The sequence below is a fragment of the Myxacorys sp. genome, from assembly GCF_059501405.1.
Map to the genome: position 1 here is coordinate 127,592 of NZ_JCACCM010000121.1, position 17,666 is coordinate 145,257.

Here is a 17,666-nt window from a genome sequence, read left to right on the forward strand (position 1 = left end):
TTCATATTTTGAAAGATGTTGCATTCAACTCATCACCCACACGTAGGTATTTTCCGGCTTCGGACGGGGCAATTCGAGTATTAACCGCCATTCGGTAAAACGATTTGAACCGATTGCTGGCTACCCAATTTGGGAGGGTTTCTTCTCGCTTGACGGCAAAGGTTTTTTGAAACTGCGGTGTAGCTTCTCCAGAGATGGCATCGCGGGTTGGCACGACGCATCGCAAACAGGGATTGATGCCTTGCACCTGCACATCACCAATTTGAAAGAGCAACGGTTCTTCAGTTTTGGTGTAAAGTCCATCTTCCCAAAATGCCAGGGTTTGACCAATTTCGAGATTGGTGCGGAGGCGCGATCGCATTCCCTCTACCGTCACTCCATCAAACCAACCTGCCGATGCTTCTAAAGTCGCGGTGCTAATCAGAGTTGGCCCAGGCGAAGCTTCGTCGTCTGGAAATCCGGTAGTTCGATCTTGTTGCAGGCTGATAGGAAATCCGAAATAGTCGCTCAGCCATGCCGCGATCGCGCTTCGGGCATGATCCAGATGAAAACTCACCGGATTGTTGCCTTGAATCGAAAGCGTTACTAATCTTGCTGGGAGATTGAACTGCGATCGAATCTGATGAACCTTGGCAGTGCGTTTGCCGTTGACCCATTTTCCGTTAGAGTCCACCATGCAAAACTCGCGATCGCCCTCTAATGCGCCACTCTCTAAAATTTTTGCGTGCCTAACTTCCACCGCGTCTAACGATTTGATCGGATGGATAAAGATGCGATCGAGGGTTGGCATGGTTTGTCCCTATCGTTCAATCTATGAAGGCTGCTTCTACTCTGAGTTTTACTTATCTGGGTTTTACCTAATCTCGTCCTCAAGCTACAGTTTACAAGGTTCGAGCAGTTTGAAACCAATAGTTTTAACTAGGACTGTTTGATATGCAATACTAGAAAGACGAATTTAGAAAAACGTAAATGTCGAAAAAATCAATAACATCAGAAAAACTAGCCAAACTAAATCCTCAAAGCGCCGCGAAACAGCCTTTTATGAAAACGCTGCGATCGCTAACTACCACCTATCAAGCCTTTTGTGCTTACGATGAGCCGCATATTCGTGAACTCGGATTAACGCCGCCTCAGTTTGATGTGCTGTGTACATTGGGAAACACCTCGGGCATGTTCATGCATCAATTGGCAGAGCGAACCTTGGTTACAAAAGGAACGTTGACCGGCATTATTGATCGCTTAGAACAAAAAGGGTTAGTCCGTCGAGAAGTGCCGCCAGAAAATCGGCGCTGCTTTCTCATTGTGTTGACGCCTGAGGGCGAGCAGGTCTTTCAAGACGTGTTTCCGGCTCATATCAGCTATCTGAAGGAGCGATTTGACCAACTCGATGCCGCAGAATTAGAGCAAATCGAATCTGCGTTGCAGCGATTGCGACAAATTTTTAATTGATTTTCTAACTAATATCGAAATCTATCGTAAGGGGCTTACCTTTCGCTAAAGTGAGCCCTATCGTGTCGAAGAACAAAAAGAGGATGAGCGCGTGGATCAACGTTTAAAGCGATCGCAGGAGCTAAAGCAAGCATTAGTCGATTTTGTGTATGACGCGGAAGGAGAGTTAGCAACCGCTTTAGAGGCATTTGTCGCTGAGCAGTTATCCAAATCTCAGTCCAAAGATCGCAAGCAGCGCGATCTGGCGGTCGATTCGTTTCTCGGTCAGGGCCAGGTTGGCGATCAGACACCGCTAGAGTTGTTTGTTAACGAATCGGAATTGTCGGAGAGCGATCGCGCGCTTGTTCTCGGCTGGAAGCGCAATTTTGCTGGACTATTTGTAATTCAGCACATTCTACCCGATGGCTTTAAGCTAATGAATTGGCTCACGACAAATACCTATGTCGTCAAGCCAACCGATGAAGCAACGCTAGAAGCAATGGCACGGTTAAAGCCAGGAGAAATTCTGCTGAGCCGGATTGCACCGGTGACAGAAGACGCGTGGATGTTCTTTAGTCCATACGTTCAGTTGGGTAGTTTAGGAAAGCCAAAGTTAGCGGTTGCGATCGGTAACTTTAAACAGAACTACAAATCCGAACTTTACGGCGACGCTCCAGAGTTGTTAGAAGAAGCGTGGAAATCGGTGGAACGCTATCACCAAGATTTTCTCGACTTTTTTGGTGGTGCAGAAGTGAGCTTACCGGGCTATCAACTGAGTAAAAAGATTCCTGAGTTTCAAGATTTTCTGACAGAACGGCGACTCGATGAAGCAGGCGTCGATCGCAACAAATCGATGACTGAACTGGCGCAAGAAGCAGGCGTCAGCGATGAAGAAATCGCAGAAATGGCAGAAGCGATGGGAATGGATGCAGACACTGCCGCCAAAATGATGACCGACAAAGCGGCGGCGAAAATGGTGACGCCTCAGATCGAATTGCCTCCCGAACTGAAGAAAGCAGAGGAAGTCACGATTTTGGCGCATCCTCGCTGGGGGCAAATGATTTTGCCGAATCATCAGCAGTTTATTGATCTGCTCAAATCCGACGATTGGAAGACGATGAAAGGGTCAGACAAACTGATTCGCAAGTATCTTGAAAGTCCTGAAATCAATACGTATGTCTGGAAGCAATTAGCGAAAGATTACCCGACCCAATTAGAAACAGTGTTACGCGAATTCTTGCAGCAACCCGACTTTGAGCTTGGGCGAGATTTGGATGATCTGCTGCGATCGCACCAAAAGCCTCTAGAACCTGAACTGCCCGAAATTGCCAGCGTTCCGCTCCATCTGCATAATTTGTTTCAAGAAGCATTAGCTGAGGTGAGCAAAACAAAAGCGAAAGAGAAGAGCGATAAGAAATCTGCTAAAGGCTTTCAGCGTTAGCAAGAGTTTGATGGCGACAGCTAGTAGTTTGTCGAGTGGATTCTGCGGGGCGCGTTTTTCTTCTTGACAGACTATAGGCAGTACCGTTGAAACGGCTTCTCAACCGAGGCAACATTTGTGTCGCGATCGCGACAGAGCAGAACTTACGCGAAGTTTCTCGTTGCTCATGCCTAAGTCCTGTAGAACAAATCTTAGTTACTTGCTAAAAGAGACGGGCGGCATTGCCACCCGTCTCTGCTATTTCTCTGATTTTGTTGTTTATGGTCGAAAGCTTTTTTGTTGGAGTTCCAGCTTTCGTATTATAGGTTTTTATGCGTTTCAGAGTGGAATAGCCTATTCATAACTGTAATGCTCATCTCCCTTAGTGTCGGTACGATTTAGTACGCGCTGTAGACAAAAGGTCAAAGTTATGCATCTACTTGTACTGAATGGGCAGCGATCGCTCAGTCATCGCTTTAATCATTCGATAACACTCACAGGACGCTTCTTCTAAATGTTCGCGATCCACTATAGTAATGTTGCCTCGGTGATAGCGAATGAGTCCTGCCTGTTGCAGTGTTCCCGCCGCGATCGTCACACCTGCCCTCCGGGTGCCGAGCATATGAGAAATAAATTCTTGAGTGAGCGGGAGGTCATTAGAATTGATGCGATCGCTGACCATCAGCAGCCACCGCGCTAACCGTTCTTCAATGCTATGGCGGCGGAAGCAGGCTGCCCCCTGTGCTACCTGAAAAAATAGAGTCTGCATGTACCTTAGCAGCAGGCGTTGCAGCGGTCCTCCTCGCTCAAACTCTGCCTTAAAGGGTGCTGCTGCCATGCGGATCCCACTATCGGGGGACTGAACGACCATTTCGTATTGCGCGATCGGGTCGCCTAAAAACACCTCAACGCCTAGCACGCCTTCGTTTCCGATGATCCCGACTTCAATACTCGCTCCGTCTTCTAGAATCGTGACTAATGAAATGATCCCTTGGTTAGGGAAATAGACATAGTCGATCTTGTCACCAGGATCATAGAGAGTTTTCTTTAGAGGGAGATCAACCGCTTCTAAATGTGGCAGAATGCGCTGATATTCCTCGTCGGGTAAGGCGGCGAGCAGTTGATTCTTAGATGGACCGAAATTCTGCAACAAAATAGTCTCCTAAGCCAATAGTGTTAACTAACGGCACAAGGAGGGGAATTCAGAGCCTAGTCCTAGTGGCAATACTTTAGAGTGAAAAGCTCGAAGGCATGAACTTTTAACCGATAATCTAATTTTAGCCTAGATTTTGATGGCTCAGTGTTGGTAGTTTAAGCCGCAGACAGTGGAAACCCGGCGGCCAGCAACCATGCAAACAATAGCGAACTCGCGATCGCATAAATCCACGCTTCATTTAACAGTGATTCAACAAACGATAACAATCCTATTAACACTGGAAACAGTGGCAATAGTAGAAACATAAATCCTAATTTGGGTACTACAGAAATCACTAGAATAAATCCGCCAATCAGTACCAAGCTTTGTCCTAACCACCACAGGAAACGGCTTTTAGTACGGATATCTTGTTGAACAATGCCAGACGCGAGAAACCACGGGAAACACGCGATCGCAATCGGCAACCAAACTTTCAATCGGGGTAAAATCAGCCACCACTGAAGCCAGACGAATTGGGCCATCAGCCCAAACGCAATCCAAAGCAGCGCAAACACAGCAAGCCCAATTCCGACTGTTCGCAGAGTCGGACGGGGAAATCGACCGAGAGCCAATAACCACACGAGTCCTGCAATCAAAAACCAAACGCCTACCGCGCCGCCAACTTGCACTCCTCCTAAGGATTGCAGTTGAACGGAAGAATTGAGTAACAACAGTCCTCCGACGGCTGCGATCGCTGAGCCAATCAGCCCGATCGCACTTCTGATAATTGGAACTTTGGTCGGTACTTTGGTTGGTGAATCGGTGATTAGTGAATCGGTTAAGGTTGATGCTGCAAATTTCGGTGCAATCACACCCAACGCCAATAGCCACCCAAATAAATGTAAAAAGTACCAAATCATACGGCGATCGACATAGTGACTTGTAGATTGTCGATTAAACGAGGCATCTAGCCACTTCAACGCCGCTTGATGGCTGCCTCCATTAAACAAAATCGTGATGTGTTCAACGCTTGGCACAACGATTAGCTCTCGCGCCCTGCCTTGCTCGAACTGCGAATTCGCTCCTCCTGCTTGAGCCAGCGCTCTCTCAGCATACGGAATCAGCCGTCCTTCCCAAGTGCCAACCTGCAATTGCAGATTGCGAGGTGCTTGCGGCGTCATGCTTCCCCCCGCAGAAGACACCGCGATCGTCGCCGCAAACCGATTTACGTCATTCACTCCTGCTGAAAGAACGGCTGATCCGCCCATCGAATGCCCCAGCAGTGCTAAACGACTCGCATCGACTCCGGGTTGCTCCGTGAGCGATCGCAACGCCACCTGAAGATTCTTCTGAAGGGCGTTACCATCAACTCCTCCCAACGGGTTCGGATTGGCTCCATGCCCATCAAAATCCCACAGCATAACGGCATAGCCTGCTCGCGCCAATACATACCCATAGCCCAACATCAATTGTTTCGAGCCTGCAAAGCCGTGGGCAACCAAAACGCCGGGTGCAGCTTGGGCTTGTTTTGGCGCAATGTATAGCAACGGAACCGTTTCCCGTTCAAAAAAACGGATGGTGAGTCCGGTTTGAGCAGCGGCAATGCCTGCCCACGAGATCAAAATAAGCAGAACAGCAAGGAAGGATCGCAGCAGTTGCCAGCGAGTGAACCGAATCATGCGGATCTAGAGCATCAACGACTCTTTGAGATTAATTCATCAAGGTCTAATTGCCGTGTGCCGATAGAAATGTCGTGAGTTCTTCGCGAGTCGGCAAAGACGCTTGCGCTCCAGCTTTAGTCACCGATAAAGCCGCGATCGCAGACGCTTGGATCGTTGCTTTCTGGAGTGGTAAACCTGCGGCTAAACCCGCTGCCAAACCTCCATTAAACGCGTCTCCAGCCGCAACAGTATCTACTGCTTTGACCGGAAAACTAGGAGTCAAAAAGGTTTCATTTTCGGTTAAACAGAATGCACCCAATTTACCTAGTTTTATGATCACGGTTGCAACCCCGCGCTGGTGAATTAGCGTTGCGGCTCGCATTGCACTCTCTTGATCATCTACCGTAAATCCGACGAGTTGACTAGCTTCTACTTGGTTTGGCGTCATGACATCAACCCACGAATACAGTTCCATTGGTATCGTTTGAGCCGGAGCCGGATCGAGAATAACCGTCACCCCTGCCTGTTTTGCAGCTTGAGCCGCCGCCACGACGGCTTCTAACGGAATTTCAAGCTGTAACAGGAGTACCTGTGCCTGTGGCAAAACCTCCTGCAATCGCTCTAGGTCAGCCCGCCCGACTCGCCCATTCGCACCAGGAACGACAATAATGTTGTTTTCGCTGGTATCATCAACCGCGATCGTGGCCACACCAGAACCAATCGACGCATCGACCAAGACGCGATCGCACCCGACCCCATTGGCCATTAATCCAGCCAATAAGTCCTGCCCAAACGGATCATTTCCCACTCGTCCAATTAACTCGGTCGCCACGCCCAATCGAGCCACCGCAACGGCTTGATTGGCTCCTTTGCCTCCCGATATCGTTTCAAACGAATGTCCGGTCAACGTTTCGCCAGCAACGGGCAGGCGAGGAGTCCGGGTCACGAGATCCATGTTGATGCTGCCAAATACGATCGCGCTCATAGGAATTTAGGGTTAGGAATTAGATTAAAGAGGCGGCTGGGACTTAATATCACTTTAGCTTTGCTTCAGTCAGTTAAATCTTGCTTATGAATCGCCACCTTTCTATTCGCAAAATCGTTGTCGATACCGATCCTGGAGGCGATGATGCTTTTGCATTACTTTGGTTGCAAAGCTTAGCCAAACGAGGGTTAGCCGAAATCACTGCCATTACAACTGCCGAGGGCAATGTCAGCGCTCAGCAAACCTTTCAAAGCGCGGCTCAGCTTTTGCACTTGGGTGGCTTCGATGCGGTAGAAGTCGGACGAGGAGTGCGCCGAGCGGTAGAAGACATTGCGGATGCAGCTTACATTCATGGAGCAGACGGCATGGGAAACCTGTCTCACACGCTTCCTGCCGCTGGGCGATCGTTTGCTACAGCACGAGACTCAGACGATATTTTGATTGAAACACTGCAAGCGATGCCGGGAGAAATTACGATCGTGGCGATCGCGCCGCTTACGAATCTTGCCTCGGCTGAGAAAAAATCACCCGGTATTCTAAAACGTGCCAAGGAAATCGTCATCATGGGTGGTGCGTTTCAAACCCACGGCAATGTTACGTCACAGGCAGAATTTAACATTGCTTTCGATCCAGAAGCCGCGCAAATCGTGTTTGCTAGCCGAGACGATCTGGTGGTCATTCCGCTCGATGTGACTCATCAGTTAATCTTTACGCCTGAAATGGCAGCCCAACTTCAGTATCCTTGGAAGAACGCGACTCCGAAATCATTACACTCATCGCCACTCACACACTTTATTGTTGCTCTTTGCGATTTCATGACTCGAACATCATTGACCTATCGCGAGACGCGAGGAGCCCAAGGATTTCTGGTGCACGATGCGGCAACGCTTGCCTATTTGTTTTATCCAGAAACCCTCACGTTTCGTCGCGCTCAGGTGGACATTGAAACTGAAGGCCGATGGACACGCGGCAAAACCATAATCGATAGTCGTCATAGCACCAAATCTTCAGCCAATGCTTGGATCGCTTCAGCAGTGGATTGTGTTTCTGTGTTAGCTGCAATGCTTGAAGATTTGAAAGACCTTACGTGCTGAGCAGAACGTACTGAGCTTTACTTCACCTTTCCTGCTGGGCCTCGATCTTCCCTTTTCCTTATACCCAGAGTCTGATCATTGGGCGTTTTTACTCTCTTCAAGGTCAACCATCCGAAAGATGAATTGTAGCCAATCCTACGCGAACCTTGTGGTGTAGGATGCCGATCCAGACTATTCAAGAATTGGAGAATACGAAATGGTAATGACAATTGACGATACAAAGCGCATGGCGATCGCTACAAAGCTCGCCGATTTAAAAGCAATCCAAGAACTAATTATTGCCAACGAACAAAAACTTATTCCGGCAATAACAGATTCTGAAATTGCTAAGCGCTTTCAGGACATGCTGAGAGACGACCAGAAGAATCTGGGTGTCTTGGACACAGTAATTGTTCAGTACGGCGTAAAGTCAGAGCCTAAAGAAACCGTTACTCAGATGATTCAGGCAATTGATAAGCTCATGTCTGGCTCTGAATTGACAGTGTACGAGAAAGTGTTCCAGCATGAATTGCTGAAGCATGAACAGACAATGACGGGGATCGTGATTCACAAAGCGGCTCAAAAAGTTGGAGCAGACATCGAGGCCGCTATCACACCGCTCAACACTGTTAACTTCGAGAACCGCGCTCACCAAGAGCAACTCAAGGGCGTGCTAGAAAATCTGGGCGTGCGTGAATTGACTGGCATGGATGCAGATCAAGGTCTGTGGTCGCGGGTACAAGACGCTGTTGCTGCACTGACGGGAGTTGCAGGTAGCGTTGTTACTCACAACACTGACAAGTCTGACATGAACCTGCAAGATGTCATTCGGATGGATCACCAGAAGGTGAACATCTTGTTTGGAGAAGTTGAGCAAACCACCGATCCGCAAAAGCGCCAAGAATACTTCGGTCAGATCTTCAAGGATCTAACGGCTCATGCCCGTGCTGAAGAGGAAGTAGCTTATCCGGCGGTTCGAGGCAGATATCCTGAAGGCGACCTGAAGGAATTGTACGACGAGCAAGCTGAGATGAAGGTCATCATGGATGAGATTCGTGGATTGAATCCTTCCTCTGAAGAATTCCTCAATGCTGTGCGCCGTTTGCGTGACATTGTGATGGATCATGTGCGCCAAGAAGAAAGCACCTACTTTGCTGCGATCCGGGATAACTTCAGCAGTGCTGAAAGCGAGCAATTAGCAACTCAATTTAAGGCTGCTAAGAGCAAAATTCAAGATGAACTTGCAGCTTCTACGAAATAGTTAAGTTTGCTGGATTGAATTGATTTAGGGGCGCAAATAGCGCCCCTTTTGTTTGACCAATTCTATTGCGCTGAGCAATCATCTCGCATTATTCAATAGCATATTTAGATCTCTAATTTTTTTGAAGAAATTGGAGACCTCTCTAGACGTGATACAGCGTTTTTCATTCTAGTGAGGCGCAGTAACAGCACTGAGCGAACCAATTCCTGAGATCGCTCAGTGACACTTGGGAGAAAGGGTCATCAATGGCTTTGGCAAGCTCTGGATAACTCCGTGCCCCAATCGGACGCAAAATGCTCTTAATCTTTGAAAAGCAATTTTCAATAGGCGAAAAGTCTGGCGAGTAAGGCGGTAGGAAAATCAGCTTGGCTCCTGCATCCTCAATCAACTTTCTCACCTCTTCACCGAGATGAATGGAGCAGTTATCCATAATGACACAGGCTCCTTTCCACAACTGAGGAACGAGTTTCTGGGAAATGAAGGCTTCAAAGGTGAGACCATCGGTTGAACCCAGCAGATTGCAATAAGTAAGAACCTTTCCCAAACTAATCGCACTGAGCATCGAGACTCGTCTCCCTCGCTTGCTAGGACGCTTGCCGTGGGCTCGTCGTCCTTTCGGTGCACGCGCCCGGAGTCGGGTCAAGGCTAAGTCCACGCCAGATTCGTCAATGAAGATCAAGTCTTGAGCGAGAAATCTTTGAACCAGTTGCCAAAATTCGACGCGTTCAGTTTGTACTCGCTCAGTTTCTTTTTCGTCGGGATGAAGCGTTTTTTTTGAGCGTTAAGTTCAGTTTCTCTAGAGGGTGTTATGCACTTTTGAATCCGATACTGACATACTGCCTGACCATCAGCATGACAAACGCAATCAGGTGAAAGCCCACTAACGTTTCTGCTAATCGCTCATAATCTCGTGCTAATCGCCGGAAACGTGACATCCAACCAAAACTCCGCTCGACCACCCACCGACGCGGAAGTAGCACAAACCCTTTGCGGGCTTCGGGCAGTTTCACGACTTCCAATCGAATCCCCTGTTCCTCGGCAGCTTGAGCCACTGGTGTTCCGGTGTAGCCTTGATCCACAAAGGCAACTTCTACCGATTCTCCAGTCATTTGCTGCACTTGTTGTGCTAAGACTTCAACTTGCGCTCGGTCTTGCTCGTTCGCTGGGGTAACGTGCAGAGCTAACAACTGACCTAACCTGTCCACAGCCATATCCCTCTTTCATCACTTTGGTAGGAGCAAAAGCTGAAAGCTTTGCTGCACCTGCGTTTTGCTCTTTTGTCATCTTCGAGCCGTCAAAATAGGAAACTCGCACTGGAGCTAGGTTTCAGAGTTCACTTCAGCGAGAGTGATGAAAGAGGGATAAAAGGATCACAGCTACTGATCGACCTACTGATCACCTACTGATCGACCCCCCTGTTATTGACAATGGCTTAACAGAAGTTAACGTTGGTGACATAGTAATTGCTACCAGTACGGCTACGTGGTTTTGGTATAAAAGTGACAAGCTTCCCTACGTGAAATCGAGGATAAGAGCTTTGTCGAAATCAACACCTTGAGCGAGCCACTGTTCTTTGAATTGATTGAACCCAGTAAGGTGCTAGAGATTAAGACTGATCGCGTCAGGGTGAGGCACCAGAAAACAGGTAGAACAAGTGTTTTCTATCTTAAAGATGTGAGCGTGCTGGAGAAAGCCCATCATGACTAGCTGCCAAGAGTGGATCGATAAATTTCGTGAGGACTATCTACAGCGCGGTAGTAGTGAAACGACCTGGAAGACTGACTATCAGAAGATTCTCAACCGTTTACCCGCGCAAGCGACGCTGTAAGCGTCGTTGCTGCATCAGACGGTGTTAGAAACTCCGGTCAATACCAAAACTCGCAAGCGATGCTGCATGGTCACAGGTGCGATCGCGCGGTTCGCAGGCATTGACTACGACCCCTCTCCCTATGCAGGCAAGTACTCACCGAAAGCCGTGCAGCCGCGTGATTTGCCCTCTGATGCTGTAATTGCAGAGAACCACGATCGCTTGATTAACCTTGGGTGGAAGTGGGTTTATGGAATGATTGCCACGTATGGTTTACGTCCCCATGAGGTGTTCCGACTCAACCTAGAGGAAATTCAGAACGGGAATCCAATCGTCTTCGTAGGAGATAACACTAAAACGGGTTCGCGTCCGGTCTGGGCATTTCATCCTGAGTGGGTGGGTCAGTTCCGGCTCTGGGATGTGCAGATTCCACCCATCAAGCTGAATCGTCCCAACATCAACGTTGGGCATTCAGCCACAAGCTACTTTCGCGGGTTCGGTCTGCCCTTCCATCTCTATGATCTGCGACATGCCTACGCCATTCGCGCCACGCTCACCTACGGCATGGATTACAAGCTTGTGGCGAAGATGATGGGCCACAGCTACCAAGTGCATGAGAATATCTATCACCGATGGCTGAATATGGATGTGTTTCAGAACGCCTATGACGCGGCGATCAACCGGAGCAATCGCCCACTTCCACCATCTGTAGGCGCTTCAAATCCTGACTAAACAAAAAGGCTAGAAATGAGATTTGACTCTCATTTCTAGCCTCATGCTTGATATACCCCCAGGGGAATTCGAAGCCACGACCATAGATTCAACTCTATGCTATGAGCTTTCAGATTCTGTCATCAGCGATCGTGGCTCTAGTCCGACCTTGGGTTGATAAATCTCGCGGGGTTGAACGCTTGGGGCTGTAATCGCCTTTGATTGCGGTTGCATTGAGGTCTGTTACCTCAGCAAATCTAGCAAGCGACGACCGCTGGATTCTGCCGGGGATTGCGCCTCTGCTTCGGCTTTTTTAGCCATATACGAAAGCATTGCCTCCCGCAATTGTCTTTTCAGTTCTGGTGAAAATCTCATGGCTGATCTGGTTGGGGCTCTGCAGGAGGCTTGGCTTGCGATTCACTCGGTAGCGATCGCAGTCCTCAAGTAGCATTTGCAGGCGTTCTGAATAGACTAATTTAGACACCGCTTCCCTCCCAAGTTTCTAAGGAATGAAAATTTGGATGATTGGCATCATCTGACGCAATGCCTGTAGAATATTGATACTCAAAATCGTTTCTGCATCTTGCTTTCGGCTTATTCTGGTATGCGCATTGTGCATCGCACGGAAACACCGCTCAAACCCACGCTTTAGAAATGCGCTTCCACTGCCACTCATACCGAAAATCAAAACGATGTCTAACCAAGCCTCTGAGCGTCTTAAGCAAAATGCTCAAAGAATCATGCAGATGTGGGAAGAGCGGGCACGTGATGAAGTCGGTGCATCAATGCATCAGTCCTCTCTTGTCTTGCAAGATTCGCTACCTCTGTACTTAGGCCAACTGGCAGATGAACTTTCAAACAAGATTAACAGGACATCTGCCCGAATCGCAGCCGACGAGGTAGAAAGCAGGCGAATTGGCAAGCTGCATGGGCATGAACGGGCGGGGTATGCGGACTACTCCATGAATCAACTCATTTTTGAGTATCACATCCTCCGTCAAGTCATCTTTCAAGTTTTAGAGGAAGAAGCACCTTTGGAAGTGCAGGATCGAGACATTATTATCGGCTCCATTGAGCAAGCCGTTAATGACGCTGCCACTCAGTTCTCCCGAACGCTGCAAGATATTCAAGAGCTACTTATGGTGACGATAACTCATGATCTCAGAAATCCCATTAATGTCATAAAAATGGGAATTCAACTGACTCTGCGACGGCTTGAACGAGGAGATACTCACGCTGATGTGGCAACGAAGATGCTCAGTGCGGTCGATCGACTAGATTCGATGATTCAAAATCTGCTCGATGCGAGCCGGCTGCGGACAGGGCAGAGCTTGAAGCTTAAATTTGAAGAATGCGATTTAGAGAAGCTAGTCCAGGACGTAGTGGAGGATTTGAGCTTCGCTTATGGAAAGCGGTTTGTCGTGGTTTCTGGTTCTGGTATCAAGAGTTATTGCAGCCATAAAGAAATACGGCGGGTGATTGAGAACTTAGCCATTAATGCTGTGAAATATGGTGCGCCTGACACGCCGATTACACTTACGCTCCAGCAAACTTCAACGCAAGTCAGCCTAACTGTTCATAATGAAGGCGATCCGATTGCCCTAGACGCTCAATCAATCCTATTTCAACAATTTCGTCGAACCATCGCTGCTGAGGACCAGACGGGATGGGGATTAGGACTATTTTTAGCAAAGAGTATCATTGAGGCGCATCAAGGGACAATTACGATCGAAAGTGCGGAGGGCAAAGGGACAAGCTTTGTCATTAAGTTACCAAAAGCTCCTCTCTAAGTTGGCTTAGTTGCCAATAGATTGAGTCTCTCCTTATAGGCAAGTGAGGTCTACGGAGTAAAGTCTTCTATCACCCTGTGGTAGTACAGACCTGTCTTAACCTCAATCCTCGTCCTTATCTAGCTGAGGAAACTGCTCAAATACTTTAGTGATGAGCATGTAGAGTTCATCCAAAATCTCCTCCGCTCCTGCTTCATCCACCTCAGCTAACAGTTGTTCAACCCCGTTGCTGTATTGCTCAAGGCGATCGGATTGCTGACGGTTAAGAGAAGACATAGCAATTATTGTTTCCTGAGGGTGCTAGCCGTTCATTGTAGTGTTTCTTCCACCCTTACCCAAAGGATTCCGCCAACGCTGCTTTCGTTCGAGCCACCGAAAGGCGAATTCGCTCTACCTGGGACTCGTAAGCTGCCTTCTGTTCCGGCGACCCATCACTAGGACTCGCTCTCAAAATCTGTTCATAGTAGCGAAAAATTTGAAACGCATAACTGGCGATCGCCACCTGCTCCTGAGACAGAGACGTGATGCGATCGACCAGTTCTGCACAGGTTGCCGAATGAGGCAGTAGAAAAACATCGGCATACAGGGGTGGAAGCCCATGCGATCGTGTTTTCAACTCCTCCAATAGCGCGATCGCCTCTTGGGATAGCTCTCCATCAAAATCAGCCAGAGCATTGAGTAAGGCTAAGAGCAAGAACTTTGACCGTTTCTGCTTCAATGTGAACCCGTATCGTAGTAATCAACTTCTTCAAAATTCTAGCAAGACCCAAACCCGCAATTTTTCTTTCGAGTGCATTCCTAAAGCCTAACTTGGGCTTATGAGAACCGCCAGATTGGGTTGCTTCGACGAGGACTTGTCTCAATGGAACTATACTGCCAAACCTCAAAATTGCCCTTTATTTAATTCATGATCCTTAGAGTTGTCCTCATTCCTTACGAGTGGGCAGAAGAAGAAGCGCCACATGCTCCCCGTGCAGCATGAGTTGTCAGGAGTATCCATCAATCAAGCCACCTCTGATGATCTTCATGTCACGTCAACTTCTTCGTCCAATTCGCTTTCAAATTAAAATTATCCTATCCATTCTGCTAGCCGGGATTACGATTCTTTCAAGCATTGCAGCTCGACCTGTCCTGCATTTGGTACAAACTGCTCAGAATGACCAAGATGAAAGAGTTCCCTTGCCCTCAGACTTCGTCGATGATGCCAGCCGACTGAATCAAACCCGCATGATGATGGTCAAGATTTCGAGCGATTCTGCGATCGCAAAATTGCAACTACGACAGGCGTTGAAGGATGCAAAATCGCAAGGCAAGAAGGTAATGACTTCTGGTTCACGTCACACCATGGGCGGTCAAACGATTTATTCCAATGGCATCGCACTGGATATGACCGAGTTCAATCAAATGCGATTGAATCCGACCACCGGAATTCTAACGGTGCAGTCTGGCGCAACTTGGGCAGCCGTCATTCCTTACTTGAATCAACACGGCTTCTCGGTTACCGTGATGCAGTCGAACAATGATTTCTCGATCGGCGGCACCATGAGCGCCAATGCGCATGGATGGCAGCACGATCATCCCCCGTTTGCTAGCACCGTTGAAAGTTTCCAGTTAATGCTGGCAGATGGCACAGTCGTTCATTGCTCTAGGCAAGAAAACGCAGAACTCTTTTCTCTTGTCTTAGGTGGCTATGGACTCTTTGGCATTGTGCTTGAGGTCAATCTCAAAGTGGTGCCAAATCAATCGTATATCGCACACCGTACGGTTATTCCGAGCCGAGTTTATGTCGAGACATATCGCAGCAAGGTTCCGACTCAAACCGGAATGGCGTATGGAAGGTTGTCAATCGCCCCCGAAAACTTTTTACAAGAAGCGATTTTGACGGTTTACGATTCGGTTCCGACTGCACCCCAAGCATCCCTCACAACTTCCTCAGAACCGGGACTTTCCCGTACTGTGTTTCGCGGCAGCGTGGGCAGTGACTATGGAAAGTCGCTGCGCTGGCAACTGGAGAAAATGAGCGGTGGAGAAGCCGGGACAGAAGTTTCTCGCAATCAAATCCTCAACCGTCCGTCTACACTGTTCGAGAATCATCAGCAGGCAAAGACAGAGATCCTACACGAGTATTTCATTCCACCAGAATCGCTAGAGCAATTTCTAGAGCAGTGTCGTCAGATTATTCCGGCATGCCAAGCTGATTTGCTGAATGTGACGATTCGGAATGTGCATCCTGATTCCGATAGCTTTTTGCGCTACGCCGATCGAGAAGTGTTTGGGCTAGTAATGCTATTTCATCAAGCTCGGACTCCAGCCGAAGATGCGAAAATGCAAGCGATGACTCAAGAACTGATTGAGGCAGCACTGGCAGTTGGAGGACGCTACTATCTACCGTATCGACTTCATGCGACACCTGAGCAGTTTGATCGTGCTTATCCGCAAGGGCGAGAGTTTTTCCAATTCAAACGCAAGTATGATCCTCATCAACTGTTTCAAAATCAGTTCTATCTCAAGTACGGGTCGCCTCAAGCTCGCAGTTCGAGTGTGATCAAACCGACCAGCACAACTAAGCCAAGCGATCGCCACCTGCTCCTGCGACAGAGACGTGATGCGATCGACCAGTTCTGCACAAGTTGCCGAATGAGGCAGTAGAAAAACATCGGCATACAGGGGCGGAAGCCCATGCGATCGAGTTTTCAACTCCTCCAATAGTCAAAATTCTAGCAAGACCAAAACCGCGATTTTTCTTTCGAGTGCATTCCTAAAGCGTAATTTGGGCTATGAGTCATGCGTACTAATCAAGACTTTCGGCGTGTGAGATTGCGTCATCGCCTGTAGAGGGAATTTTAGTAAAAGCCCTTTCTGGAAACGGAAGGGCTTTGATATCTAATGTTGCTAGGATTCCCATGTCTACCGTCATTAATCTGTTGCATTTGCTTCTCCTCCTTTGGTCGGTCGGATGGCTCAAAACGTTCCTTGCCATCTGCCTCGTTCTGATTGGATTACTCTTTCTCTACTGCCTACTCGCCGCCATTTTCTTTCCGACACATTCAACAGCTCATGGTGACGAGCACTCAGAACTGGTGAGGTTATGCGGTAATACTAAGACAGCCAATCGGCTGATCAAGCATATTCAGTCACAACACCCCAAAAAATCACTGAAGTGGTGTTGCGACAAAGCGCTTTGGGATTTGCAGCGCGATCGGCGTCGAGGCTTGTGAGGGCTCAATCAGGTGATCCAATTTTTCAGTGTGCGGCTACTCTTGATACATCTGTTTACCAGTAGCTACCGAAAATGACCCAACCCGTGATCACGTCCTACTTTGGCTCGACAGCAACGGTGATTGATTCAACCCAATCGATCACAGCTTCCCCCACGGCCCCAGTTCTAATAATTCCGTTCGATGCCCTCGCCAGCGCTGGCCTAGATGATGCAGCCAGTATGAGCGATCCAGATAAGGTGTTTGGGGCCATTCTCAAACTGGCCCGTGTCTTCACTCAGGCTGACACCGATGAAGAGAGTGGGATCGAAGTGGGAACCCCACGAAAAACCTTTGTGACCCGTGGCAACACTCAGAAGATAGGCCACGACTACAGTGTGACTGTTTACACAGCCGACACAACGCCCGCAGAATTTGACCCTGATAGTGTGGTCTAGGCATGGCAAAACAGCTAGTCTATCAAGGTTGCCAGGGACAAGACGCGGCCCTGGTGACGTGGACTTCTCAAAATTTCGAGCTGCCGAACACCTACAAGACCATCTTCACCCCGATCAAAGTGTTCATCGCCCAGCCTGAGCAGGGGGGCGAGCTCAGCAGATACAACTATTACAGCTTTTTCTATCGCTATCGAATTAAGGAATACAACCAAGCGGTAGGGGGGCCAAATACAGAGTGGAGAGACACGGATGGTGACGGAAACCCGCTAATTGGTGAGCTTTTAGCTTACGGTGCGCCCACGGCCCCCTATCTCAAATTGCAGGGAACCGATCCTAACGGCATCACCTCTTACATGTGGACAACACTTGTGAGAGGTGTCACCTATGGGCAAACCTACGACGAAGTGACAGAGCAGTGGATACCGTATGAGGAGAACTACGACGAAGAGATCGAATTTATTCAAAGCTATTCGCAGCCCATCTATAGCGGTCAAACTTACGGTGAAGTGGAAATATTAGAATCGTATGTGCTGGATGAGAACGGCAATAGAATCAATTTAGGTGGAGAAGTAAACAATACTACATGGCAGTTAATAGTAGCAGAAATAGTAGCAGAAACATACGAAGAGGTATTTAAGCTTAGTTTTTCATCACAATCTCAAGGAATATTTGTAGACTGCGACCAATGCGCAAACAATTGTCTAAAGGTCACTAGTGACGATAAAAAGTGATTCACTTGT

The 17,666-nt window shown here is 48.3% G+C and carries 16 protein-coding genes and 3 pseudogenes; 10 read left to right on the forward strand and 9 right to left on the reverse strand.

Going from position 1 to position 17,666, the window contains the following annotated elements:
• Position 1 precedes the first annotated feature (1 nt).
• A complete protein-coding gene (locus tag AC5I6P_RS16625; protein ID WP_495694891.1) occupies positions 2–790 on the reverse strand; it encodes an MOSC domain-containing protein in 789 nt (262 codons plus the stop codon).
• Positions 791–969: 179 nt separating this feature from the next.
• Here AC5I6P_RS16625 and AC5I6P_RS16630 point away from each other — a divergent pair, with 179 nt between their 5' ends.
• Positions 970–1,449, forward strand: a complete 480-nt coding sequence (locus AC5I6P_RS16630; protein ID WP_495694892.1) for a MarR family winged helix-turn-helix transcriptional regulator — start codon at positions 970–972, stop codon at positions 1,447–1,449.
• 91 nt (positions 1,450–1,540) lie between these two features.
• Positions 1,541–2,869: a hypothetical protein gene (locus AC5I6P_RS16635; RefSeq protein WP_495694893.1), complete on the forward strand. Its 1,329-nt coding sequence runs from the start codon at positions 1,541–1,543 to the stop codon at positions 2,867–2,869.
• A gap of 415 nt (positions 2,870–3,284) precedes the next feature.
• On the opposite strand, the gene AC5I6P_RS16640 is transcribed toward AC5I6P_RS16635, so the two are convergent.
• The 3 genes from AC5I6P_RS16640 to rbsK all read right to left on the reverse strand — a co-directional run bounded on the left by AC5I6P_RS16640 (position 3,285) and on the right by rbsK (position 6,629).
• Positions 3,285–4,001 (reverse strand): Crp/Fnr family transcriptional regulator, encoded by a 717-nt coding sequence (locus tag AC5I6P_RS16640; RefSeq protein ID WP_495694894.1) that lies wholly within the window; start codon positions 3,999–4,001, stop codon positions 3,285–3,287.
• A 158-nt stretch (positions 4,002–4,159) separates the two neighbouring features.
• Positions 4,160–5,662, reverse strand: a complete 1,503-nt coding sequence (locus AC5I6P_RS16645) for an alpha/beta hydrolase family protein (protein ID WP_495694895.1) — start codon at positions 5,660–5,662, stop codon at positions 4,160–4,162.
• A 46-nt stretch (positions 5,663–5,708) separates the two neighbouring features.
• Positions 5,709–6,629, reverse strand: a complete 921-nt coding sequence (gene rbsK / locus AC5I6P_RS16650) for a ribokinase (RefSeq protein WP_495694896.1) — start codon at positions 6,627–6,629, stop codon at positions 5,709–5,711.
• Between the two features lie 86 nt (positions 6,630–6,715).
• On the opposite strand from rbsK, the gene AC5I6P_RS16655 reads away from it, so the two are divergent.
• Positions 6,716–7,723: a nucleoside hydrolase gene (locus AC5I6P_RS16655; protein ID WP_495694897.1), complete on the forward strand. Its 1,008-nt coding sequence runs from the start codon at positions 6,716–6,718 to the stop codon at positions 7,721–7,723.
• A gap of 196 nt (positions 7,724–7,919) precedes the next feature.
• On the forward strand, positions 7,920–8,963 hold the full coding sequence (locus AC5I6P_RS16660; RefSeq protein ID WP_495694898.1) for a hemerythrin domain-containing protein: 1,044 nt from the start codon (positions 7,920–7,922) through the stop codon (positions 8,961–8,963).
• Positions 8,964–9,126: 163 nt separating this feature from the next.
• Here the strand turns inward: AC5I6P_RS16660 and AC5I6P_RS16665 are convergent.
• A pseudogene (locus AC5I6P_RS16665) lies at positions 9,127–9,708 on the reverse strand (IS630 family transposase); the annotation flags it as partial.
• A gap of 61 nt (positions 9,709–9,769) precedes the next feature.
• Positions 9,770–10,183 (reverse strand): annotated as a pseudogene (locus AC5I6P_RS16670) (transposase); the annotation flags it as partial.
• 479 nt (positions 10,184–10,662) lie between these two features.
• Here AC5I6P_RS16670 and AC5I6P_RS16675 point away from each other — a divergent pair.
• Positions 10,663–11,502 (forward strand): annotated as a pseudogene (locus tag AC5I6P_RS16675) (site-specific integrase).
• 292 nt (positions 11,503–11,794) lie between these two features.
• On the opposite strand, the gene AC5I6P_RS16680 reads toward AC5I6P_RS16675, so the two are convergent.
• Positions 11,795–11,965 (reverse strand): hypothetical protein, encoded by a 171-nt coding sequence (locus AC5I6P_RS16680; RefSeq protein ID WP_495694899.1) that lies wholly within the window; start codon positions 11,963–11,965, stop codon positions 11,795–11,797.
• 208 nt (positions 11,966–12,173) lie between these two features.
• On the opposite strand from AC5I6P_RS16680, the gene AC5I6P_RS16685 reads away from it, so the two are divergent.
• A complete protein-coding gene (locus AC5I6P_RS16685) occupies positions 12,174–13,271 on the forward strand; it encodes a sensor histidine kinase (RefSeq protein ID WP_495694900.1) in 1,098 nt (365 codons plus the stop codon).
• Positions 13,272–13,373: 102 nt separating this feature from the next.
• Here the strand turns inward: AC5I6P_RS16685 and AC5I6P_RS16690 are convergent, their stop codons facing one another.
• Both AC5I6P_RS16690 and AC5I6P_RS16695 read right to left on the reverse strand, forming a co-directional pair.
• A complete protein-coding gene (locus AC5I6P_RS16690; protein ID WP_495694901.1) occupies positions 13,374–13,547 on the reverse strand; it encodes a hypothetical protein in 174 nt (57 codons plus the stop codon).
• 55 nt (positions 13,548–13,602) lie between these two features.
• Entirely contained in the window at positions 13,603–13,989 is a 387-nt protein-coding gene (locus tag AC5I6P_RS16695) for a hypothetical protein (RefSeq protein ID WP_495694902.1), read from the reverse strand.
• 308 nt (positions 13,990–14,297) lie between these two features.
• Here AC5I6P_RS16695 and AC5I6P_RS16700 point away from each other — a divergent pair, with 308 nt between their 5' ends.
• From AC5I6P_RS16700 to AC5I6P_RS16715, 4 genes are all read left to right on the forward strand, one after another.
• Complete coding sequence (locus AC5I6P_RS16700; protein WP_495694903.1) at positions 14,298–15,920, forward strand: FAD-binding oxidoreductase; 1,623 nt, start codon at positions 14,298–14,300, stop codon at positions 15,918–15,920.
• Positions 15,921–16,174: 254 nt separating this feature from the next.
• Positions 16,175–16,489 carry a hypothetical protein gene (locus AC5I6P_RS16705; RefSeq protein ID WP_495694904.1) on the forward strand — a complete coding sequence of 105 codons (315 nt, stop codon included), beginning with the start codon at positions 16,175–16,177 and terminating at the stop codon, positions 16,487–16,489.
• Between the two features lie 74 nt (positions 16,490–16,563).
• Positions 16,564–16,926, forward strand: a complete 363-nt coding sequence (locus tag AC5I6P_RS16710) for a hypothetical protein (protein WP_495694905.1) — start codon at positions 16,564–16,566, stop codon at positions 16,924–16,926.
• Between the two features lie 2 nt (positions 16,927–16,928).
• Complete coding sequence (locus AC5I6P_RS16715; RefSeq protein ID WP_495694906.1) at positions 16,929–17,657, forward strand: hypothetical protein; 729 nt, start codon at positions 16,929–16,931, stop codon at positions 17,655–17,657.
• Positions 17,658–17,666: the final 9 nt, after the last annotated feature.